Origin of the sequence: Bacillus xiamenensis (assembly GCF_001857925.1) — a bacterium.
GTDB classification, from domain to species: Bacteria; Bacillota; Bacilli; order Bacillales; family Bacillaceae; genus Bacillus; species Bacillus xiamenensis.
In genome coordinates this window covers 1,082,217-1,105,196 of sequence record NZ_CP017786.1, presented here as the reverse complement: position 1 = coordinate 1,105,196, position 22,980 = coordinate 1,082,217, and the positions used below count along the sequence as shown (strand labels likewise).

The 22,980-nt window shown below is 42.8% G+C and carries 25 protein-coding genes; 23 read left to right on the top strand and 2 right to left on the bottom strand.

Annotated features, from left to right (window positions below):
- The first annotated feature begins 128 nt into the window (after positions 1 to 128).
- From cshA to BK049_RS05685, 3 genes are all read left to right on the top strand, one after another.
- Complete coding sequence (cshA, locus tag BK049_RS05695; protein WP_008359541.1) at positions 129 to 1,619, top strand: degradosome RNA helicase CshA; 1,491 nt, start codon at positions 129 to 131, stop codon at positions 1,617 to 1,619.
- 112 nt (positions 1,620 to 1,731) lie between these two features.
- Positions 1,732 to 2,211, top strand: coding sequence for a PH domain-containing protein (locus BK049_RS05690; protein WP_008359543.1), 480 nt, complete (start codon positions 1,732 to 1,734; stop codon positions 2,209 to 2,211).
- Complete coding sequence (locus BK049_RS05685; protein WP_071168047.1) at positions 2,201 to 3,706, top strand: PH domain-containing protein; 1,506 nt, start codon at positions 2,201 to 2,203, stop codon at positions 3,704 to 3,706. Before BK049_RS05690 ends, BK049_RS05685 begins: the two co-directional genes overlap by 11 nt.
- A gap of 56 nt (positions 3,707 to 3,762) precedes the next feature.
- Here the strand turns inward: BK049_RS05685 and BK049_RS05680 are convergent, their stop codons facing one another.
- On the bottom strand, positions 3,763 to 4,368 hold the full coding sequence (locus BK049_RS05680; protein WP_071168046.1) for a rhomboid family intramembrane serine protease: 606 nt from the start codon (positions 4,366 to 4,368) through the stop codon (positions 3,763 to 3,765).
- A gap of 94 nt (positions 4,369 to 4,462) precedes the next feature.
- Between BK049_RS05680 and acpS the strand changes: the two genes are divergently transcribed.
- The 14 genes from acpS to BK049_RS05610 all read left to right on the top strand — a co-directional run bounded on the left by acpS (position 4,463) and on the right by BK049_RS05610 (position 15,463).
- Positions 4,463 to 4,828, top strand: a complete 366-nt coding sequence (gene acpS, locus BK049_RS05675) for a holo-ACP synthase (RefSeq protein ID WP_071168045.1) — start codon at positions 4,463 to 4,465, stop codon at positions 4,826 to 4,828.
- Positions 4,829 to 4,988: 160 nt separating this feature from the next.
- Positions 4,989 to 6,005, top strand: coding sequence for an outer membrane lipoprotein-sorting protein (locus tag BK049_RS05670; RefSeq protein WP_145939394.1), 1,017 nt, complete (start codon positions 4,989 to 4,991; stop codon positions 6,003 to 6,005).
- Positions 6,006 to 6,145: 140 nt separating this feature from the next.
- Positions 6,146 to 7,324: an alanine racemase gene (alr, locus tag BK049_RS05665; RefSeq protein ID WP_071168044.1), complete on the top strand. Its 1,179-nt coding sequence runs from the start codon at positions 6,146 to 6,148 to the stop codon at positions 7,322 to 7,324.
- 296 nt (positions 7,325 to 7,620) lie between these two features.
- Positions 7,621 to 7,902, top strand: coding sequence for a hypothetical protein (locus tag BK049_RS05660; RefSeq protein ID WP_008359553.1), 282 nt, complete (start codon positions 7,621 to 7,623; stop codon positions 7,900 to 7,902).
- A gap of 4 nt (positions 7,903 to 7,906) precedes the next feature.
- Complete coding sequence (gene ndoA, locus BK049_RS05655; protein WP_003214169.1) at positions 7,907 to 8,257, top strand: type II toxin-antitoxin system endoribonuclease NdoA; 351 nt, start codon at positions 7,907 to 7,909, stop codon at positions 8,255 to 8,257.
- 117 nt (positions 8,258 to 8,374) lie between these two features.
- Positions 8,375 to 9,205, top strand: coding sequence for an RsbT co-antagonist protein RsbRA (locus tag BK049_RS05650; protein ID WP_008359555.1), 831 nt, complete (start codon positions 8,375 to 8,377; stop codon positions 9,203 to 9,205).
- Positions 9,206 to 9,209: 4 nt separating this feature from the next.
- Positions 9,210 to 9,578, top strand: coding sequence for an RsbT antagonist protein RsbS (rsbS, locus tag BK049_RS05645; RefSeq protein ID WP_008359559.1), 369 nt, complete (start codon positions 9,210 to 9,212; stop codon positions 9,576 to 9,578).
- A gap of 2 nt (positions 9,579 to 9,580) precedes the next feature.
- Positions 9,581 to 9,982: an anti-sigma regulatory factor gene (locus tag BK049_RS05640; RefSeq protein WP_008359561.1), complete on the top strand. Its 402-nt coding sequence runs from the start codon at positions 9,581 to 9,583 to the stop codon at positions 9,980 to 9,982.
- Positions 9,983 to 9,992: 10 nt separating this feature from the next.
- Positions 9,993 to 11,000, top strand: coding sequence for a PP2C family protein-serine/threonine phosphatase (locus BK049_RS05635; RefSeq protein WP_008359562.1), 1,008 nt, complete (start codon positions 9,993 to 9,995; stop codon positions 10,998 to 11,000).
- 59 nt (positions 11,001 to 11,059) lie between these two features.
- A complete protein-coding gene (locus tag BK049_RS05630; protein WP_008359565.1) occupies positions 11,060 to 11,389 on the top strand; it encodes an anti-sigma factor antagonist in 330 nt (109 codons plus the stop codon).
- On the top strand, positions 11,386 to 11,874 hold the full coding sequence (gene rsbW / locus BK049_RS05625; RefSeq protein WP_008359566.1) for an anti-sigma B factor RsbW: 489 nt from the start codon (positions 11,386 to 11,388) through the stop codon (positions 11,872 to 11,874). The genes BK049_RS05630 and rsbW overlap by 4 nt, the downstream gene beginning before the upstream one ends.
- Positions 11,840 to 12,628: an RNA polymerase sigma factor SigB gene (gene sigB / locus BK049_RS05620; protein ID WP_008359569.1), complete on the top strand. Its 789-nt coding sequence runs from the start codon at positions 11,840 to 11,842 to the stop codon at positions 12,626 to 12,628. The genes rsbW and sigB overlap by 35 nt, the downstream gene beginning before the upstream one ends.
- The gene (locus BK049_RS05615; RefSeq protein WP_008359571.1) at positions 12,628 to 13,227 is read left to right on the top strand and encodes a PP2C family serine/threonine-protein phosphatase; all 600 of its coding nucleotides are present in this window, start codon (positions 12,628 to 12,630) and stop codon (positions 13,225 to 13,227) included. The genes sigB and BK049_RS05615 overlap by 1 nt, the downstream gene beginning before the upstream one ends.
- Positions 13,228 to 13,303: 76 nt before the next feature.
- Positions 13,304 to 15,463 (top strand): Tex family protein, encoded by a 2,160-nt coding sequence (locus BK049_RS05610; RefSeq protein WP_071168043.1) that lies wholly within the window; start codon positions 13,304 to 13,306, stop codon positions 15,461 to 15,463.
- Positions 15,464 to 15,482: 19 nt separating this feature from the next.
- Here BK049_RS05610 and cmpA read toward each other — a convergent pair whose 3' ends face one another.
- On the bottom strand, positions 15,483 to 15,617 hold the full coding sequence (gene cmpA / locus BK049_RS19295; RefSeq protein ID WP_008346893.1) for a cortex morphogenetic protein CmpA: 135 nt from the start codon (positions 15,615 to 15,617) through the stop codon (positions 15,483 to 15,485).
- Between the two features lie 99 nt (positions 15,618 to 15,716).
- Here cmpA and BK049_RS05605 point away from each other — a divergent pair, with 99 nt between their 5' ends.
- The 6 genes from BK049_RS05605 to BK049_RS05580 all read left to right on the top strand — a co-directional run bounded on the left by BK049_RS05605 (position 15,717) and on the right by BK049_RS05580 (position 22,952).
- Entirely contained in the window at positions 15,717 to 16,184 is a 468-nt protein-coding gene (locus BK049_RS05605; protein ID WP_008359575.1) for a SprT family protein, read from the top strand.
- A gap of 232 nt (positions 16,185 to 16,416) precedes the next feature.
- The gene (locus BK049_RS05600; protein ID WP_071168042.1) at positions 16,417 to 17,394 is read left to right on the top strand and encodes a thiamine pyrophosphate-dependent dehydrogenase E1 component subunit alpha; all 978 of its coding nucleotides are present in this window, start codon (positions 16,417 to 16,419) and stop codon (positions 17,392 to 17,394) included.
- Positions 17,395 to 17,414: 20 nt separating this feature from the next.
- Positions 17,415 to 18,452 (top strand): alpha-ketoacid dehydrogenase subunit beta, encoded by a 1,038-nt coding sequence (locus BK049_RS05595; protein ID WP_008359579.1) that lies wholly within the window; start codon positions 17,415 to 17,417, stop codon positions 18,450 to 18,452.
- A 17-nt stretch (positions 18,453 to 18,469) separates the two neighbouring features.
- Complete coding sequence (locus tag BK049_RS05590; RefSeq protein WP_071168041.1) at positions 18,470 to 19,600, top strand: dihydrolipoamide acetyltransferase family protein; 1,131 nt, start codon at positions 18,470 to 18,472, stop codon at positions 19,598 to 19,600.
- Between the two features lie 18 nt (positions 19,601 to 19,618).
- On the top strand, positions 19,619 to 20,998 hold the full coding sequence (lpdA, locus tag BK049_RS05585; protein WP_008359582.1) for a dihydrolipoyl dehydrogenase: 1,380 nt from the start codon (positions 19,619 to 19,621) through the stop codon (positions 20,996 to 20,998).
- A gap of 106 nt (positions 20,999 to 21,104) precedes the next feature.
- Complete coding sequence (locus BK049_RS05580; protein ID WP_071168040.1) at positions 21,105 to 22,952, top strand: sigma-54-dependent Fis family transcriptional regulator; 1,848 nt, start codon at positions 21,105 to 21,107, stop codon at positions 22,950 to 22,952.
- Positions 22,953 to 22,980: the final 28 nt, after the last annotated feature.

Below are 22,980 nucleotides of genomic sequence, written 5' to 3'. Positions count from 1 at the left end.
TAATGGTAAGATATAATGTAGGGTAATTCGGGCTTTGTATATAATGGACCTGTCCTTTCATCAAAGGGCAGTTTTTAATGATCATTCACGAGATTACTGAAACAGCAATTAGAAGGAGTTTGAATAAATTGACTATAACGTTTCAAGATTTTCAATTAAGCGAAAGTCTCATGAAAGCTATTAACCGCATGGGATTTGAAGAAGCAACACCGATTCAAGCAGAAACCATTCCTCTCGGTCTTCAGAATAAAGATGTCATCGGACAAGCACAAACAGGAACAGGAAAAACTGCAGCATTTGGTATTCCTCTGGTAGAAAAAATCGATCCAGCGTCTCCTAACATCCAAGCGATTATCATTGCGCCAACAAGAGAATTAGCGATTCAAGTATCTGAAGAGCTATACAAAATCGGCCAAGACAAGCGTGCACGTGTACTTCCAATTTACGGTGGACAAGATATCGGCCGCCAAATCCGTTCGCTCAAGAAAAATCCTCATATCATTGTAGGGACTCCAGGACGTTTACTCGATCACATTAATCGTCGCACAATGCGTCTTCAAAATGTTGAAACAGTCGTGCTTGATGAAGCAGACGAAATGCTCAACATGGGTTTCATCGAAGACATTGAATCGATCCTTTCAAATGTACCAAGTGAACACCAAACACTTTTATTCTCTGCGACAATGCCTGCACCAATTAAGCGTATTGCAGAGCGTTTCATGACAAACCCAGAACATGTAAAAGTAAAAGCGAAAGAAATGACTGTTTCTAACATTCAGCAGTTCTACTTGGATATCCATGAGCGTAAGAAGTTCGACACATTGACTCGTCTTCTTGACATTCAATCACCAGAGCTTTCAATTGTTTTCGGACGTACGAAACGCCGTGTGGACGAATTGACTGAAGCACTGAACCTTAGAGGCTATACAGCTGAAGGAATTCATGGTGACTTGACTCAAGCGAAACGTATGGTTGCGCTTCGTAAATTCAAAGAAGGTTCAATCGATGTACTTGTGGCAACAGACGTTGCAGCACGTGGACTTGATATCTCAGGTGTTACACACGTATATAATTTCGACGTACCACAAGATCCAGAAAGCTACGTACACCGTATTGGACGTACAGGCCGCGCTGGACGTACAGGTATGGCGATGACATTTATCACACCACGTGAAAAAGATATGCTTCGTGCGATTGAGCAAACGACGAAACGTAAAATGGATCGTATGAAAGAGCCAACTTTAGACGAGGCGATTGAAGGACAACAACAAGTAACAGTTGACCGTCTACGCACAATCATTAGTGAAAATAACTTGAACTTCTACATGACAGCAGCTGCTGAATTACTAGAAGATCATGATTCTGTCACAGTGGTTGCGGCTGCTATCAAAATGATGACAAAAGAGCCAGATGCAACACCTGTTCGTTTAACAGATGAAGCACCAATGGTTTCAAAACGCAATCGTAACAACCGCAGCTCTTCAAAACGTAGAGACGGTGGCGGCGGAGGCGGCTATCGCGGAAAAAGCCGTTCATCTTACGGTGATAAAAAACGTTCTTCAAATGACCGCAATCGTTCTTCTAACGATCGTCGTCAAAAGAAATCTTATAACAGCTAACATACAAGAGCGAATCCTTTGCAGGATTCGCTTTTTTTAAAAGGCTGATTGAAACTTTTCAGGCTTTGTTTCGTAATATATTGATAGAAAAGTAAGAGAATGGGGGAAGAATGTGAGAAAACAGCCGCAACGTCAAATTAGTTTAAATGGTTTAAAGGTATGGCGTCTTCAAAATGGAATTATCTCATTGATTTTCTTACTCGTTATCATTGGGGTATTTGTTGCTAGTTATTATTTTCAATGGCCATATTGGATTGGGGCCATCCTCGTCGGATTGTGGATTCTACAGGTCATCTTCGGAATCTGGCTCATACCGAAAATCCGTCATCACATTTGGCGCTACGAAGTATTCGAAAACGAAATTGAAATACAGCATGGACTTATTCGTGTCACACGTGTGATTGTGCCAATGGTACGTGTCCAGCATGTCGATACATCTCAGGGGCCGCTTTTAAGACGCTATCGTCTGGCATCTGTTCAAATATCTACTGCTGCTACAGTGCATGATATTCCAGCACTGGAATTAGAAGAGGCAGATGAGCTTCGTGATTACATATCTCGTTTAGCAAGGGTGACTGAAGATGATGTCTGAACCAAAACGAGTACATCCCATCTCGATGTTCATTGATTTTATCTCAGATGCCGTATCCATGATCAAAAACTTCATTATCCCTTTTTTCGTGCTGATTTTTGTGAATTCGAATTCAAGTATTCGTTTTTATGCGTTTATCATACTTGGGGTACTTCTATTATGGAAAGCGGTTTTAACCGTTTTAGCATGGAGACGATTCACCTACCGAATGGAAGACGATGAATTTCGCGTGGAATCAGGTGTCATCACAAAGAAGAAAAAATATATATCGTTCGAACGAATTCAAACGGTCAATACAAGTGAAGGCATCTTTCAGCGGATTTTCGGTTTGGTGCGAGTTCAAATTGAAACGGCAGGCGGGACGGATGGTCCAGAAGTGAGCCTGACGGCGATTACAAAAGCGGAAGCAGAACAGTTGAAACAGTCGATTTTCAACCGAAAGAAAAGCTTACAGCAAGAAGAAGGGGAAGCATTCAATGAAAATGGTGAGGGAACGAATGAACATCTGACCGTGCAAAAACCTATGGAGGAAGAAGTCCATGTTTCCTATCGCATGGGTGTCCCGGAGCTGCTTTTGGCGGCGACCACCTCCAGCGGAATCGGTGTGATCATTTCAGGGTGTCTCGCCATCTACACACAAATAGATGAAATTCTTCCATTGGACGGGTTCGTCAAGCAATTCTCCTTTTTAAGTCATGCGAGCATTGAAATATATGCGATTCTCATTTTTCTGGCAGTATTGATTGCGTGGATACTTAGTGTTGGGGTCACAGCGCTTCAATATGCGAATTTTGCTGCAAAACGAAAAGGAAATGACATCATCATTACAAGAGGACTGATTGAGAGGCATCAAATGACCATTCCACTTGCGAGAATTCAAGCAGTGAAATTGAAAGAAAATATTCTCCGTGAACCCTTTGGTTTTGCGACGGTAATGCTTGTTAGTGCAGGAGGTTCGATTACAGAAAAAGAAACATCTTCTGTCTTATTTCCACTCATACGGAAGAAAAAAATCAATGAATTGTTATCTCAATTTACAGATCAATATCATCTGACACCGGAACGTGAGCTGAATAAGGTGCCGAAGCGTTCACTGAAACGTTATCTGATTTCTTATGGATTTGTTCCATTACTTGTAGGGATCATCCTTTCCGTACGGTTTCCGCCATGGGGATATTTGGCGCTCATTCCATTACCATTTGCCTTGTTCTTTGGGTATTTAGCCTATAAACAATCAGGGTATGTCATAAAAGATCAATTGATTCAGTTAACGACAAGAGGGATCGGCAAAACCACTGGACTCATCTTGAGAAAACGAATGCAAAACTATACGATGACCCAATCATACTTTCAAAAAAAAGGCCGAGTGGCGAGTATTCACACCTTCGTGAAATCCTCTGCACTGCTTGATTCCTTTGGTGTGCATCATCTTAAAGAGGAAGATGCGGCACGTGTATGTGATTGGTATTCCTATGAAACAAACAAATCTTCTTAAACCAAAAAAATGTCGATCCGCTCCCTTAAAAGGAGTGATCGACATTTTTTATGAGATTAATAGCGTCTTTTTTTTGAGTGGAAGAATAGGGTGATCGGTGCTAGGATCATGCCGCCAATCAATCCAAACAAGTGGGCCATGATATTGATGTTCGAATTGACGAACGTCATGATGACAGAGACACCAAGAATCGTTAAGATGACCTGAGAATTGCCGCGGTCCATCATGTGCGGTTTAAATAGGACAAGATAAAGATAAACGCCGAACAAACCAAATATAGCACCAGAAGCCCCGACATGTACGTACTCTAAAGGCTCGACCCAATAGGTTCCGAGATTGCCAATGAATCCTGCACCAATATAAATCAGGAGAAATCGCACCTTACCAAGCAAAGATTCAAGTGCTGGAGCAAATAGAAAGAGTGACATGGAATTGAACAAAATATGTGTCAGACTCCCGTGGAGAAAAATAGGCGTCACAAGCCGCCACCATTCTCCTGCGGCGACACCATAATTGAAACCAACGAGATGGTCCTGCCCAAGCTGTATAATAGGGATGGGAATCGCAAATACAAGCCATAGGACTATTTGTAAAGCAAGAATGGCTGTGACGATTGGATACGATCTAATAAATTGTTGAAAGCTCTCCGTTCGAATAAACATAACAAACCCCTTTTGACTAGATAATGGTAAGTTTATAGTAACACGTTTATGAAGCGAACATCCAAATTAGTACGAGTATCCTAGGAGGTACCCCATGATCAAAGGAATTGGCATTGATATTGTAGAGATCGACCGTCTGTCACGAGTGCTCGGAAGGCAGCCCCGTTTACCAGAAAGAATTTTGACTTTAAGTGAACAGGACGCCTTTCACACACTAAGTAAAAAGAGACAGCTCGAATTTTTGGCAGGACGCTTTGCGGCAAAGGAAGCATTCGCTAAAGCATACGGTACGGGAATTGGTCAGCATTTAAGCTTTCATGACATCGAGATACAAAAAGATGCGAGCGGAAAGCCTTTCATCAAAAGTGAGAAAACGAAGGAAGATCACGTTCATCTGTCCATTACACACACAAGAGAATATGCTGCTGCACAAGTTTTAATTGAAAGGTTGTCAAGCTAGTCTGCATATTGTTTGTCCCCCCTTCATATATTGGGTAGTGCGATAAGGAAGGGCGAGTTGCTAACAGGCTTTGATGGTTCGCGGTACGCAGTTAACTCTTGAGGCGTACTGTTAAAGTCAAACAAGCGGTTTCTTCCTTTTAACACAATTAACGAAGGGGTTGAAAAGGGTGAGAAAAAGCTTTGTTTTGCTTGTAACGGGGATCCTTTTTGTACTGATTCTCTCCGCATGCGGTCAAAAATCTCAACAGGATATCGTTGGAGATTTAAACAAAAAGGCAGAGGAAATGACATCATACAAAGCCAAAGCAAAAATGACCATTGAGACAGGAAATGATCCGCAGGAATACCATGTAGAAATTTGGTACAAGAAGCCGGAGCTTTACCGTGTCTACTTAGAAAATCCGAAGAAGGATCAGAGTCAAGTCATTTTAAGGAATGGCAATGGTGTGTTTGTGCTGACACCTTCATTAAACAAAAGCTTCCGTTTCCATAGTGATTGGCCGAATAATAGCAGTCAGGTCTATTTATTTGAATCACTAGTAAAAGACATTAAAAACGACAGTGCAGCGCAGTTCAAGGCGAAAGAGTCGAAGTATGTTTTCGAAACAAAAACCAACTATCAGCACAACCAAATGCTGCCAACCCAAGAGATTACCTTTCACAAAAAAACAATGGCACCAGCCAGTGTGAAAGTACTGGATAGCGATAAAAAGCCAATGGTGAAAGTAGAATTCTCTCACTTTGAATTCAATAAATCTTTTGACAAAGATGCATTTGATGAGAAGAAAAATATGACACTCTCTCAAATGGATGTGGCCACAAGTGCAGATCCATCTGACAGCTTTGCAGTGAAAACACCGGTGGATGTGCCAGAGGGCGTGAAGAAGATGGAAGAGAAAGAAATGACAACAGATGCTGGGAAGCGGTATGTGATGACGTATGGCGGAAAGAAATCCTTCACACTCATTCAGGAAAAAGCGCGGGTAGCACAAGCGTCTACACCTGTGACGATGAACGGTGAGCCAGTCGATCTTGGCATGACAGTGGGTGTTCTGACAGATCAATCCCTTTCATGGACATCTGACGGAGTAGACTACTTAATTTCTTCAAATGATTTAACGAAGGAAGAGCTCTTAATGGTCGCAAAAAGTGTAGAGGGCCAGTCAGCCAAATAACTGAATATATCAGGTGAAAGCCTTGAAAATGAAACATCAGCCCTGTGCAAGGGTTGATGTTCTTTGATTTGTTTCACATTATTCTTGATTTTTAGTATCATAATGAAGGTATTGAATCATTCAATAGGGAAGTGTGACGAATGGACACAAATGCCTTTTATAGAGACACATGGGCAGAAATCGACTTAACCGCAATCAAGCATAATGTTTCACATATGAAAGATCATATCGGTCAAAACGTTCAACTGATGGCTGTTGTGAAAGCCAATGCATATGGTCATGGAGATATAGAAGTGGCAAGAGCTGCCCTCAAAGCAGGATCAGACTTGTTAGCCGTAGCCTTTTTAGATGAGGCCATTTCTTTAAGAAATAAAGGCATCAAAGCACCGATTCTTGTACTCGGCGCAGTACCGGCAGAGTATGTCAAAGTCGCCGTGAAATACAACGTGATCATGACAGCATACTCCATCGAATGGCTGAGAGAAGTGGTCAAAGTGGTGCAAGGGCAGATGGGACAACCGATTCGTTTCCACTTGAAAATGGACAGCGGCATGAATCGTTTAGGTGTTAAAACATTAGAGCAAGTCAACGAAGTAAAAGAGCTTGTCCGCGAACATTCATATTTAAAGCTGGAAGGTGTATTTACTCACTTTGCAACGGCGGATGAACAGGATGAGGACTACTTTAACAGACAGGTAGATACCTTTCACACATTGCTTCAGCCGCTTCGTGCAGACCAACTGCTCGTTCATTGCGCCAACAGTGCAGCAGGTCTAAGGTTCAAAGAAGTGTTGTTTAATATGGTTCGTTTTGGCATCAGTATGTACGGGCTGTCACCTTCAGAGGAAATCAAAGATGAATTGCCTTTTAAGCTGGAGGAAGCATTGTCTCTTCATACAAAGCTTGCACATGTAAAGCTCATTCAAAAGGGTGAGAGCGTGAGCTATGGAGCGACTTATACAGCCAATCAAGATACATGGATTGGCACGGTTCCAGTCGGCTATGCAGACGGCTGGATCAGGAAGCTGGCGGGAACGGAAGTACTCGTTGGCGGAAAGCGCCGGAAGATCGCTGGAAGGGTATGTATGGATCAGTTCATGGTTGAATTGAAAGAGCACATGCCGGCAGGAGAGCCAGTCGTTCTCATCGGAGCACAAGGCGCGGAAAAGGTATCAGTTGATGAAATTGCCAAACGACTTGAAACGATTAACTATGAAATCACTTGCTCTATAGGTCACCGCGTCCCAAGAGTCTATATAGAGGACGGCAAAAGGGTTTATGTACGGAATCCGCTCCTTCAAGACGGACCAAACTTTTGATCAACAGCTTTCACGGGAACGATGGTCAAACGGACATCGTTCTCTTTTATTCTACAAACAAAGAATAAACATTCTCCCTTTTTTAGAGATTTTGGAAATTCCGTATGATTTTCGGAAAAAAGCGTATAATGGGAAAGAGGAACTCCATTATCATCTTGATTTACGGGTGGCGGGCCGCTTCATGTTCTAATAAGAAATCATGAAAAAACAGCTTTGCTTGTGCATTGAATAATGGTATGATTAATCTTGGAATGGATCGAAACGGTATCCGTAAGTTTTGTGGAGGTGTATGTTTTTTGTCTGAATCCAGCGCAACAAACGAAATGAAGATTCAACTGCCGGAGGCTTTAATGTCTGAAATCGAACGAGTAGCAGAGCAGGATAAGGTAACAAGAAATGAATTGATCTACCGAGCGACAAAAACGTATATTCGTGAACGTAATATTCGACAAAATCGTGAATCGATGAGACGCGGCTACATGGAGATGGCGAAAATTAATCTGAATATCTCTTCAGAGGCACAATACGCAGAATTTGAGGCTGAGAATACAGTTGAGCGATTAGTCAGCGGGGGTTAAACATTTGATTGTTAAACGCGGTGATGTTTACTTTGCTGATTTATCTCCTGTTGTTGGCTCCGAGCAGGGCGGGGTTCGCCCGGTATTGGTGATCCAAAATGACATTGGAAATCGCTTCAGCCCGACTGCTATCGTTGCAGCCATAACAGCCCAAATACAAAAAGCGAAATTACCGACTCACGTCGAAATTAATGCAAAGCGCTACGGCTTTGAACGAGATTCTGTCATTCTCTTGGAACAGATTCGTACGATTGATAAACAAAGATTGACAGATAAAATTACACATCTTGATGATGAGATGATGGAGAAGGTTGATGAAGCCTTACAAGTTAGTTTGGCTCTTATTGATTTTTAATATGGTGAGATTTGGTTGCTCTCTTGGGAGCAACTTTTTTTGTGTTCAATTTTTATTAACGTTATAATGAAGAAAGACTAATAAGAAGTGCTTTTTTATGTACGCAGGGGGTAAATCATGTCGAATCATATCGTGTTAGCATTCGCAAGAGAGCATCAAAAGGAATTAGAAAAAGAGTGGACGGACATTTTTAAACGACTTGGGGAAGAAGAAACGGACATGATGCTGAACGACAAAATGTATGAAACCATCTGTTCGGAATACGTTCAGCTGATTATTACATCCCTTTCAGAGGGATATGCTGAAGATTTTGAAGAAAAAGTGCAAACTTTTGCTTTAAAAATTGTTCAAATGGGTATATCACTTAAGTTACTGGCAAATGGTCTAACGAAAATTCGTACCCACTTATATCAAAAAATGAATAATGACAAAGATACAGCAGAAGAAAGTCATGACCTCATCTGGCAAATTGACCGATTCATCACACCAGTTCATAACGAAATCTTGAATCAGTATTCCATCTCATGGGAGAAAACCGTAAACCTTCAAAAAATTGCGCTGCAGGAACTGTCTGCTCCTCTAATCCCGGTGTTTGAGCACATCACTGTTATGCCGCTTGTTGGAACAATTGATACAGAACGTGCGAAAAAAATTATGGAGAATCTGCTCAATGGCGTTGTGAAACATCGTTCACAGGTTGTCTTGATTGACATTACGGGTGTACCTGTCGTTGATACAATGGTCGCGCACCATATCATTCAAGCGTCAGAGGCTGTGAGATTAGTAGGTGCAAAGTGCCTGCTTGTCGGAATTCGTCCAGAAATTGCCCAAACCATCGTCAACCTTGGAATTGATTTATCTCAGGTTACAACAAAGAATACCCTTCAAAAAGGAATTCAAACTGCTTTAGAAATGACAAATCGAAAAATTGTTTCATTGGAGGGATAACCCAGTGAGAAATCACCCGAAGATTCCGATTTTAAAATTATATAACTGTCTACTGATTTCAATACAGTGGGAGCTTGACGACCAAACTGCTCTTCACTTTCAAGAAGATTTACTGAATAAAATTCACGAAACAGGAGCAAGCGGTGTTGTGATTGACCTAACGTCTGTTGATATGATTGATTCATTTATCGCAAAAGTATTAGGTGATGTCATCACAATGTCTAAGCTCATGGGGGCAAAAGTAGTATTAACAGGAATACAACCAGCGGTCGCTGTGACGCTGATTGAACTTGGCATTTCGCTGGAAGAAATTCAGACAGCACTAGATCTTGAACAAGGGCTTGAGACACTGAAGCGGGAATTGGGGGAATAGATATGAAAGACCAATCCTGTGTAAAAATATTGACGGAATGGGACATAGTCGCAGCAAGACAATTGGGGCGCAATGTTGCAAAAGAACTTGGTTTTGGAACTGTTGACCAAGCAAGAATTACGACGGCCATTTCAGAATTAGCTCGTAATATCTATTTATACGCTGGTAAAGGTCAGATTTGTATAGAAGAAGTAATGGAGCGCGGAAAGCGCGGACTCAAAGTCATCGCAGCCGATGAGGGACCTGGCATTATGGATATACGCAAAGTGATGGAAGATGGATTCTCTACATCAGGCGGACTCGGAGCAGGCCTTCCGGGAGTGAAAAGGCTGATGGATGATTTTACATTAGACTCTGCACCAGAACAAGGAACTGAGATTCAAGCTGTCAAGTGGCTTCGCTAGGAGGGAAACCATGGATTTTAAGGAGGTAATGGAGCAGCGGTACCATCAACTGCTCAGTCGTTATATCAGTGATTTAACTGAAACATCGCTTTATCAAGCTCAAAAATTCAGCCGAAAAACCATTGAGCATCAAATACCTCCTGAGGAAATAGTGAGTGTTCACCGAAAAGTGATTCAGGAGCTTTATCCTGATTTACCAGAAGATGTCTTTCATTCACTAGACTTCTTAATTGAAGTCATGATTGGATATGGACTTGCCTATCAGGAACATTTAACACTAAGAGGCATCCAGCAAGAAATTAAATCAGAAATTGAAATTGCTGCAAATGTACAGCAAACCCTTCTGGAAACAAAAATTCCAGAAGGAGACACATTTGATATTGGAGCCATTAGTGTGCCGGCAAAACAGATGAGTGGAGATTATTATCACTTTGTCACTGATCACGATACAATCAATATCGCGATCGCAGACGTGATTGGGAAAGGTATCCCAGCTGCGCTCTGTATGTCGATGATTAAGTATGCGATGGATTCCTTGCCGGAGTCAGGAAGCGGTCCAACAAAAGTGCTGAAAACCCTGAATCGTGTTGTCGAACAAAACGTAGACCCAAGCATGTTTATCACCATGTTTTATGGGAGCTATAATAAAGAAACACATGAATTTAAGTATGCATCGGCTGGGCATGAGCCGGGCTTTTTCTATTGTAAAAAAGAGAATCAATTTTACGATTTAGATGCGAAAGGACTTGTCCTTGGGATCGCACCAGATTTTGATTACAGACAGTATGAGAAGCATTTGGACGTAGGAGATATGGTGATTTTATTCTCTGATGGTGTCACAGAATCCAAGGTAGAGGACGGTTTCTTAGAGCGGGAGGATATCAAAGCGCTCATATCAGAGAACCTATCTTACTCAGCGCAGGAAATGGTGGATGCCATCTATGCGAGCTTACTCAAGTTACAAGATTTTCAGCTTCACGATGACTTTACTTTACTTGTCCTCAAAAGAAAGGTTTAGAAAGTGGCTATGCGGGTATATAAAACTTTAGGAAACAAGAATTTCGAGGTGAATGCATAATGAATATGTCTGTAAAAGAGCATCAAATAGATCAGAAGACAAAAATTAGTGTCAGCGGAGAAATCGATGTGTACTCCGCTCCAGAGCTAAGAGAAACGCTAATGCCTAAGGCAGAGCAAGGAGAGCATCTTGAAATCTGTCTGAAGGATGTTACTTACATGGATAGTACAGGTTTAGGTGTGTTTGTTGGGCTGTTCAAAGCGGTTCAAAAAGCTGGAGGATCATTAAAGCTTGAGAACTTGTCAGATCGGCTTGTCAGATTGTTTGAAATCACTGGATTAAAGGACATCATTGACATTTCTGCAAAGTCAGAAGGTGGGGTACAATGAACGAATCAGTAGATCTAATTGAGATGAAAATTCCGGCGAAACCAGAGTACGTAGGGATCATTCGTCTAACTCTTTCAGGCATAGCAAGCCGGATGGGCTATGCCTACGAAGAGATTGAGGACTTGAAAATTGCTGTCAGCGAGGCTTGTACAAACGCAGTTCAGCATGCCTATGAAGGTGCAGATGGCGAAGATGGAGAGGTAGCGGTTCGCTTTCTTGTCTTTGAGGATCGTCTAGAAATCATTGTGGCGGACAAAGGCGGCAGCTTTGACTTTAAGCAAAAGCAGGAAGACCTTGGGCCGTACACATCTGCTCATACGGTGGATCAATTGGCAGAAGGAGGTCTTGGTTTATACTTAATGCAAACATTGATGGATGAAGTCGAGGTGCAAGCAAACTCCGGCGTTACCGTGGCGATGACAAAGTTTTTAAACAGGGAGCGAGTTGACCATGACACAACCATCCAAAACTATGAAACTAACTAAAGATGAAGTGGATCGCCTCATCCAAAGCTATCAATCCAATCAAGACGAGCAGGCACAGCTGACGCTAGTTGAATGCTATACAAACCTTGTTGATATGCTGGCAAAGAAATATTCCAAAGGAAAAAGCTTTCATGAAGATTTAAGACAAGTTGGAATGATTGGTTTACTCGGCGCAATGAAGCGATACGACCCGCTTGTCGGTAAATCATTTGAGGCATTTGCCATTCCAACCATTATCGGGGAAATCAAACGCTTTTTACGTGATAAAACATGGAGTGTCCATGTACCAAGGCGGATTAAAGAGCTTGGACCAAGAATCAAGATGGCAGTGGATCACCTGACAACGGAAACGCAAAAGTCACCTAAAGTACAAGAAATTGCAGAATATCTAGATGTAACAGAAGAAGAAGTTCTTGAAACAATGGAGATGGGCAAAAGCTATCAAGCGCTGTCTGTTGACCAAGGCGTAGAGGCTGATTCTGAAGGAAGCACTGTGACGATTTTAGACGTCGTCGGCTCACAAGAAGAAGGCTACGAACGCGTAAATCAAAAAATGATGCTTGAGAGTGTGCTTCACGTTCTGACAGATAGAGAAAAAGAAATTATCAATCTCACGTATTTGCAAAATAAAAGTCAGAAAGAAACAGGCGACTTACTCGGCATATCTCAAATGCATGTATCAAGACTGCAGCGGAAGGCAGTTAAAAAGCTACGAGATGCATTATCAGAAGATGCGTCTATGGAGCTAGGATAATGAAGCAGATTGAACAGCATGAGCATGTGAATGCCATCATCTATCAATCGAATAAAGAAGGGAAATCATGCTGCGGGGACAGTTTTTTTATTAAAGCAGATGATGAAGAACTAATTTGTGCTGTAGCAGACGGATTAGGCAGCGGCCCGTTCGCCAATGAATCATCTTCTTTAGTCAGCGAAATTGTCGAAGAATATGGACATGAGGATGTGACGACCCTCATTGACAGATGCAATCAGGCCATGAAAAATAAACGCGGGGCCACTGTAGCCATATTAAAGGTGAATTTTTCCCAGCAGCAATTTACCTATTGTTCGGTTGGTAATATCAGATTTATCTTGAATGCACCTTCTGGCGACTATATATATCCACTTCCGACATCAGGATATCTATCAGGTAAACCTAGAAAATATAAAACATACACCTATTCCTACGAAAAAGGATCGACATTCATTATGTATTCAGACGGACTGAATGTGCCAAACATGCGAATGTGTTTAAAGCACAGCCATTCAGTTGCAGACATCGCAAAACAACTTGAAACATACACACAAGACAAGAAGGACGATCTCACCTATGTACTTGGTCAGCTCATATAAAATAGCTGACCTTTTTTCTGTTTTGCCGGTTTTTTTGATACACTAAAAGAGAAGACACAGTGAGAGGATGCAAAGTATGAAGACATCTGACTTTTTATTAAAACAAATTGCAACAGAATTAAAGCTTTCAACAAAACAAATTGACCAGGTGATCCAGCTATTAGAGGATGGCAACACCGTCCCATTTATTGCACGCTACCGGAAAGAGCAGACAGGCTCACTGGACGAGGTGCAAATTCAAACCATATCAGAGCGCTATACATATATTCAAAATGTGACGAACCGAAAAGAAGAAGTCATTCGCTTAATTGCTGAACAAGGCAAATTGACCGATGAGTTAAAAAAGAAGATCGAACAGGCTCATAAACTGCAAGAGGTCGAAGATTTATATAGACCATTCAAGCAAAAGCGAAAAACGAAGGCAAATGTAGCCAAAGCAAAAGGACTTGAGCCGCTGGCGGAATATTTACTGAAGCTGCCGAATGATGATATTGAAAAGAAAGCGTCTGCTTTTATTAACGAAGAGAAAGAAGTGACAAGTGTAGAAGAAGCGCTAGAGGGCGCACTGCACATCATTGCGGAACATCTGGCAGATGACCCTGATATGCGGAAATGGATTCGCAGTGAAACGTATCAAAAAGGCAGCCTTGTCACAACAAGGAAAGACGTGGAAAGCGATGAGAAAAACGTCTATGAAATGTATTACGATTATCAAGAGCCGATTAAAAAAATTGTGCCCCATCGTGTACTTGCGGTCAACCGAGGAGAGAAAGAGGGCATTTTGAAAGCAGCCATCGAACCACCTGCTGAAAATATTCGTTTCTATCTCGATAAGCAAGTCATAAAAGGCAAGCAAACGACGGCGAGACCGTATATTGAAGCGGCCATTGATGATGCATACAAGCGCCTCATCCAGCCGTCAATTGAACGGGAAATACGAAAAGAGCTGACAGAAAAAGCTGAGGAGCAAGCCATTCATATTTTCGCTGAAAACCTAAGAAAGCTCCTGCTTCAACCGCCGATGAAAGGAAAACGTGTACTTGGGGTAGACCCTGCGTTTCGTACAGGCTGTAAATTAGCCGTCGTGGATGATACAGGAAAAGTCCATCATATTGGCGTCATTTATCCGCACCCGCCTGTGCAGAAAAAAGCGGAAGCCAAACAAAAAGTGAAAGAAATCATTCAATCATTTAACATTGAAGTCATTGCGATCGGAAACGGAACAGCCTCAAGAGAGACCGAACAATTTATCGCAGACTTGATTCAAGAGCTGGATCAGCCCGTTTCATATTTGATCGTGAATGAAGCAGGGGCAAGTGTATACTCCGCATCTGCGCTGGCGAGAGAGGAGTTTCCAGACCTGCAAGTGGAAGAAAGAAGCGCCATTTCCATCGCCAGAAGATTGCAAGACCCATTAGCAGAGCTTGTGAAAATTGATCCGAAATCTGTCGGGGTTGGTCAATACCAGCATGATGTCAGTCAAAAGCAATTAAACAGCTCGTTAACCTTCGTGGTAGAGACGGTCGTCAACCAAGTTGGTGTAAACGTCAATACGGCCTCGCAGGCGCTGCTGCAGTATGTGTCTGGTCTTTCAAAAGCTGTCGCAGGGAATATCATCAAGCGCCGCGAAGAGATTGGTAGATTCACAAGCAGAAAAGAGCTGAAGGATATCCCAAGACTTGGCGCTAAGACATATGAACAGTGTATCGGCTTTCTACGCATTTCTGACGGACAAGACCCACTTGACCGCACGGGCATTCACCCTGAAAGCTATAAAGAAACAAAACAATTCTTACGCATGATGAAAATGACGCCAGACGATCTTGGAACAGAGCAATTAAAAGAGAAAATCGCTGAGGTGAAGCTGGAAGAAGCAGCAGAGCAGCTTGGAATTGGTTCAATCACCCTTCAAGATATTATTGATCAACTGACAAGACCTGAGCGTGATCCGCGCGATGAAGTACCAAAACCGCTTTTAAAAACAGATGTATTGAAATTAGAGGATTTGAAGCAGGGAATGGAGCTTCAAGGAACGGTGAGAAACGTCGTGGACTTCGGCGCATTTGTTGATATTGGCGTAAAGCAGGATGGACTTGTCCACATTTCGAAGCTAAGCAACCGTTTTGTGAAGCATCCGCTTGATGTCGTGTCAGTCGGTGATATTGTGACTGTATGGGTAGACTCCGTCGACCAAGCAAAAGGCCGAGTGGCTCTTTCCATGCTAAAACCAGAGTAAACAAAAAACGAGGCGCACCTTAGGATGGGGTGTGCCTTGATGTGACTGAATGTTTTTTTCTATAGAAGTACCAGCATTGATTGAGCAATTTGATTTGATAATGATTTTTCTCATAAAATGCTTTCTGCATCTGATTTTTCAGCCAATTGGGCATCGCCCATTCCTCCTTTGATCGAAACAGTGGATGTACCTTCAATGTATGCAAAGGGGAAATTGTCCCGTTCGAGGTTTTTATAGAAAGGAACGATCTTGATTGAACGAGCGAGAGCTACAGCAGTTAACAGAGCACATTTCCGAGCAGTTCTTTGGAAAGGTGTTCCGCCATCAGGCTGTTTTTAATGCCCGTCTAAAAACGACAGGCGGGCGATATTTACTGGGTACACATCATATTGAGCTGAACCGCCGATATCTAGAGGAGCATGGAAGAGACGAATTGATCGGTATCATTAAGCATGAACTGTGCCATTATCATCTGCATCTAGAAGGAAAGGGCTATCAGCACCGGGACCGGGATTTTCGTGAGCTCTTGCAGCGAGTGGGAGCCCCTCGATTTTGCACGCCGCTACAAACTGTACGAAACAAGCGGCGTGTGCAAAAACGACATGAATATGTTTGTACAGAATGCGGACAGCATTTTATAAGGAAAAGACGATTTGATACCACTCGTTATGTGTGCGGTGTCTGCAAAGGGAAGTTGAAATGGCTCCGTACAAACGATTGAGTGTGAGAAGCATTCCTCTATGGGAATGTTTTTTTATTGTCCAAGTAAAATGGATCATCATGATAGATGCGAGAGAAGTAGACAGATTGAGACAAAGAGAGACGCGTGTCTCATGTTGTTTCTTTTTTTATCGGTTTGAATCGTTCAAAATCTCAATTTTCATGTGCCATCATGTTGGCACGCTTTTTGCTTGTATATAAGTGCAAGCAAAAAAGATAGGAGGTTTTACAACATGGAAATAGCATTGACAAAAGAAAAAGCCGTCTGGATGTATCAAAAGATGCAGGAGATCCGCCAATTTGAAGATCAAGTACACACGCTTTTTACAAAAGGGATTTTGCCGGGTTTTGTCCATCTTTATGCTGGCGAAGAAGCTGTTGCTGTAGGAGTCTGCGCTCATCTGAATGAACAAGACAGCATCACAAGTACCCACCGTGGCCACGGCCATTGTATAGCAAAAGGCTGTGATTTAAAAGGAATGATGGCAGAAATCTATGGAAAAGCCACAGGTCTCTGTAAAGGAAAAGGTGGATCCATGCACATTGCAGATTTTGATAAAGGAATGCTCGGTGCCAACGGAATTGTTGGAGGTGGTTTTCCTCTTGCGTGTGGAGCAGCCCTTACGACCAAATATAAAAAGACGAATAATGTAAGCGTTTGCTTTTTTGGAGATGGTGCAAACAATCAAGGGACATTTCACGAGGGAATCAATCTCGCGGCCATCTGGAAACTGCCTGTTATTTTCATCGCAGAAAACAATGGATACGGGGAAGCGACACCTTTTTCCTATGCTTCAAGCTGTACATCGATTGTGGATCGAGCCGCCGGTTATGGCATTCCTGGTATTCAAGTAGATGGAAAAGATGTGACAGCAGTTTATCAGGCAGCAGAACAAGCAATACAACGAGCAAAAAATGGAGAAGGTCCAACACTGATTGAATGCATGACATATCGAAACTATGGCCATTTTGAAGGAGACGCCCAGCGTTACAAAACAACTCAAGAAAGAACCGAACATCAAGAAGATAGAGATGCCATCGCTCTTTTTAAAAATAAATTGATACAAAAACAGCTACTTACGGATCAAGAGATCGCAAATATCGAAGCGGCTGTAACGGAAGCGATAGATGAAGCCGTTAGATTCAGTGAAGAAAGTGAATATCCAGATCATACTGAATTATTGACCGACGTGTATGTTTCGTACCAATAAATCAGAAAGGGGAGAGGAACATGACAAGAGAAATCAGCATGTCTAGTGCATTAAATGAAGCAATGAAAATGGCAATGAGAAGAGACGAATATGTCATTTTAATGGGGGAAGATGTTGCTGGAGGCGCTCATGTAGATCACTTACAGGATGATGAAGCATGGGGCGGTGTCCTTGGTGTGACCAAAGGAATTGTTCAGGAATTTGGACGTGAGCGTGTGCTTGACACGCCGATTAGCGAAGCGGGCTATGTAGGGGCCGCCATGGCAGCTGCTTCAACAGGGCTAAGACCCATTGCGGAACTCATGTTTAATGATTTTATCGGTACCTGTCTGGATCAGGTGCTGAATCAAGGCGCCAAATTTCGATATATGTTTGGCGGAAAAGCAGAGGTGCCGATCACCATTAGAACAACACATGGAGCGGGCTTTAGAGCAGCTGCCCAGCATTCGCAAAGCTTATATGCGCTATTTACAAGTATCCCTGGATTGAAAGTGGTTGTGCCTTCCTCACCATATGATGCCAAAGGGCTGCTGCTTACAGCAATCGAGGATCAGGACCCTGTCATCTTTTTTGAAGACAAAACGCTGTACAATATCACCGGAGATGTTCCGGAAGGATATTACACGCTGCCGCTTGGCAAAGCAGATGTGAAGAGAGAAGGCTCGGACGTGACCATCTTTGCAGTAGGCAAACAAGTGTATACAGCACTCGAAGCGGCAGAACAATTAGCTGCACGTGGTATTGAAGCTGAGGTGATTGATCCAAGAAGCTTGTCACCACTCGATGAAGAGGCCATTTTGGCTTCGGTAGAAAAAACAAATCGGCTTGTCATTGTAGATGAAGCCAATCCTAGATGCGGAATTGCCGCAGATATCTCTTCTTTGGTTGCGGATAAAGGCTTCGATTTACTCGACGCCCCAATCAAAAAAGTGACAGCTCCTCATACACCAGTACCGTTTTCACCGCCACTTGAAGATATATATTTGCCAACACCTGATAAGGTGGTGAACACCGTATTAGAGATGGTTGGCCAGAGTCATGACAAGATATTGAACTAAAGAAAGGAGAGAGGGAGATGGCTGTTGAGGTTGTGATGCCGAAATTGGGCATGTCGATGAAAGAAGGAATGGTATCCGTCTGGAATAAGTCAGTCGGAGAGACCGTAAATAAAGGGGAAAGCATTGCAAGCATCAACTCTGAAAAAATTGAGATGGAGATCGAATCACCTGTTGAAGGCACCATATTGGATATAAAAGTGTCTGAAGGAGAAGGTGTACCGCCTGGCACGGTCATCTGTTATATCGGTGAAGGAAATGAACAGGCGAAGGAAAAGACAGAAAGAGACGTGCAGTCAAAACCAAAGAAAGAGAGAAAGAAAATTTCCCCGGTTGCTCGGAAAATTGCTAATAGCGCCAACCTAGACATTGATACCCTGGTGGGGACAGGACCCGGAGGAAGAATTACGAAAGAGGATGTGCTTCATGCGCTTCCAGAACAGACAGAGAAAAAGCAAAATGAGCCAGCGCATCCACCTGTTAACATGATGAGGAAAACAATTGCCTCAAGGATGATGGAAAGCCTGCAAACAAGTGCACAATTAACAATTACGATGAAAGCGGACGTGACAACACTGACAAAATTACAACATGAACTGAATGTAACAGCCATAGAACGTTACGATACAAAGTTGACCATCACCGACTTTGTAGCCAAAGCAGCCATCCTTTCATTACTAGAGCACCCTGCGATGAACAGTCAATATCAAAATGATAGAGTGGAAACGTTTGACGACGTTCATCTTGGGATAGCGGCTGCTTTAGATAACGGGCTGGCTGTGCCGGTTATTCGCCAAGCGGAGCGGTTAACGCTCATAGAGCTTGCGAGGAAGATTAAATCGTATGGCAAAAAAGCACGTGAAGGCAAACTTCAGCATGATGAAATCAAAGGTTCTACCTTTACGATGACCAATCTTGGAGCCTATGGTGTAGAGTATTTTACGCCAATTTTGAATCCGCCTGAAGCGGGTATCCTTGGCATCGGCACCATGTATGAAACCCCTGTTTACCAAGAGGATGAATTGTGCAAAGGTACCTTCCTGCCACTTAGCCTTACGTTTGACCACCGTGTACTAGACGGGGCACCAGCATCCGCATTTTTATCAACGGTTACATCATTTTTAGAAAAACCAGCATCCATTCTTTTATAGGAAGAAGGTGAAAACACGATGACACTTGTCATTATCGGAGGTGGACCTGCAGGGTATGTAGCGGCATTGACAGCCGCTCGTTTTGGCAGGGAGGTTGTGTTAATTGATCAAGGTCAGTTGGGGGGAACCTGTCTTAATGAAGGTTGTGTGCCAACCAAAGCACTTTTACAAAGCGCTGATATGTACGAGCAGGTGAAGAAGGCTAGACATTTTGGAATTGAACTTTCAGACCCAAAGCCTATCATCCAATGGGATGTTGTTCAAAAGCGAAAACAGTCAGTCATCAAGCAACTGACTGATGGTGTTCGCTATTTGATGAAAAAAAACAAAATCAACGTGTTACATGGGAAGGCATCATTTCTTTCTGCACATGAGATGTTGGTTGAACGTGACGGAAATGTTGAAATCATTCAAGCAAAACAAATCATCATTGCATCAGGGGCTGTGCCTGCTTCCTTACCTTTTGCTCCATTCGATGGGAATTGGATCATTCACAGTAAGGATGCCATGTCGCTCTCTTCGATACCAGATTCGCTTTGTATCATTGGTGGAGGGGTTATCGGTTGTGAGTTTGCGAGCATCTTTAGCAGAATGGGGACAAAGGTTGTCATGGTTGAGCAGGCAGTACACATTTTACCTGAAGAAGATCGCGATATTGCACAATGTCTTCACGATCAACTTGAAGAAGATGGGGTGGAAATGTTGACGTCGTCTTCAGTCAAACAGCTTGATTCAACCTCAAGAAAAGTTGTCATTGAGAAAAGTCAAGGTGAGCGGTGTGAAATCCAGTCTGATCTTTGTTTAGTGGCAATTGGCAGAACGCCGCAGCTTGGAGAGTTGAACCTTGATCAGATTGGCCTTGAATATGACAGGAACGGAATCTACGTCAATGAGCATATGCAAACCAATCTCCCGCATATCTATGCGTGCGGTGATGTGACAGGCGGTGTTCAGCTTGCTCATGCTGCTTTTCATGAAGGGACAATTGCGGCATCACATGCATCAGGAGAAGATTTAAAGGTCAATGAACAAGTGATTCCGAGATGCATCTACACATCTCCTGAAATTGCCAGTGTGGGTTTAAATGAAGAGAAAGCTAGACATCAGTATGGGGATATTCAGATAGGGACATTTTCATTTTCTGCAAATGGAAAAGCGTTAATCTTAAATCAACCAGTTGGTCACGTAAAGGTCATTGTAGAACCGCAACATCAAGAAATTATAGGTGTATCCATCATTGGGCCGAATGCAACAGAACTGATTGGACAAGCGGCGGTGATGATGCATACAGAGTCGACCGCTGATTCATTAGAGCAGTTTATTGCGGCACATCCGACACTTTCAGAGGCGATACACGAAGCCTTGCTGCAAACAATTGGACGAGCAGTGCACTGCTGAAAGAGACTTTTTTCTATCCGCCTGACTTCGTGGGTTAGCAACGTTAATTGAAAGCGCTTTTATAATTAACTATAATGAATAAAAAGCCCCCAGAGGAGAGGATGGAATGAATCCGACGCCTTGTTATTTAAATACATGGAAACGTTTTGTTCGTGAAGGTTTGCTTGATAGGTCACGTCTGAATAAGAGAGTGGTGGAGTCATGGCACAGGTGTAAACAGGCAAATGTAAATCCGTATTTAGATAAAGGACAGTCGTTGTTAGATCATGAATTATTCAGTGCCCAAAAAAAGAAATATTCATTATGTCTAAATGCCGCTCTTCCCTACTTAAATAAAATCAGTCAGCAATTAAAAGAATCTGACATGGTGGCCTTACTCATCGATGCAGACGGTTATGTGCTAAGTCTGACAGGTAGCCAAAGGACGATGGTAGACGCAAGAAAAATTAACTTTATGGAGGGCGCGCGCTGGACCGAAACAGATGTAGGGACGAATGCTATTGGAACGGCACTGGTCATCGGGGAGGCTGTGACGATAAACGGAACGGAGCATTTTTCTGTCGCTTCCCATCATTGGAGTTGTTCAGCTGCTCCTATCCGTGATGCAGACGGTACGATCATCGGGGTGATTGATATCTCCTGTATGGCGGATAACAGGCACCCTTTTATGCTTGGAATGGCTTCAACAGTTGCTTATGCCATAGAAAGAGATATTCAAGTCCAGCAAAAAAAGAGAGAGATGGAGCTGATCAGTCATTGTCTCCATCAGGTGGAAGCGGACGAACCATATGTTGTCTGTAATGAAAAAAAGCAGATTGTTTCTGCGAGCAGGCCGATTAGAAAACGATTTTCAGACTGGTACGGAATGGATGTCGAGCGGCTGATGGGCGAACCATTTGCGATCCGGGGCACGCAGCTCATTCAGTCGGAGCAAGACGGGAAGATGCTTGGCATGTCTTTTTCGCTTGAAGAAGCAACCAAAAGCAACATAACCGTTTCTTTTGCTCAATTTCCCGGGGAATCTGGTACAAGTAAGGTATTTCAACAGACGCTCAGTGAAATGAAGCGAGCGGCACAAACAGATGCAAATGTATATATATGGGGAGAAACAGGTACAGGGAAAGAACTGGTAGCTAGAGCAATTCACTTAGCCAGTGAAAGGCATAAAGGACCGTTTGTTGCTGTTAATTGCGGGGCCATTCCTGAAAGCCTATTAGAAAGCGAATTGTTTGGTTATGCTGAAGGGGCTTTTACTGGGGCAAGGCGTCATGGAGCTAAAGGGAAATTTGAACAAGCCCATAAAGGCACTCTTTTTTTAGACGAAATTGGCGAAATTCCATATGCGATGCAAGTGGCGCTTCTTCGGGTCATAGAAGAAAGGAAAGTCGTACCGCTTGGCGGGACACATGAAATCCCTTTGGATATTAGAATCATTACAGCGACACACCGTAATATGAACGAACTATTGAAGGAAGGGAAAATACGTGAAGATTTGTATTACCGTCTTCATGTCTATCCAATCAACATCCCGCCACTGAGAGAAAGAAAGGAAGACATTCCTGATTTATATCGTTACTATCAAAAGAAACATCGCTGGAATGCGACGTTTCCTGAATCATTTTTTCATAAACTGGAAGCGTATCATTGGCCGGGAAACATACGTGAGCTTTTTAATCTTTTTGAACATATAAGGGTACTGTTTCCTGAAGGAGGATGGATGGGTGCATCACAATATGCTGAAGTATTAGAAACGATCGATCAGAAAAAACAGAAGCTGCACCCACCACAATGTACCGAAATTCCAAAAGAACTCACGTTTAGGGAGCAGATTCAAAAGCAAACAGTGATAGAGGCACTGCATACAACGAAAGGTCATGTGTCAGAAGCAGCGAGGTTAGCAGGGGTGCCAAGAAGCACTTTTTACAAGTGGATGCGAAAGTTTAGGCTGTCGTAATCATCCGGAAGAAGCCTGTATCAAGGGA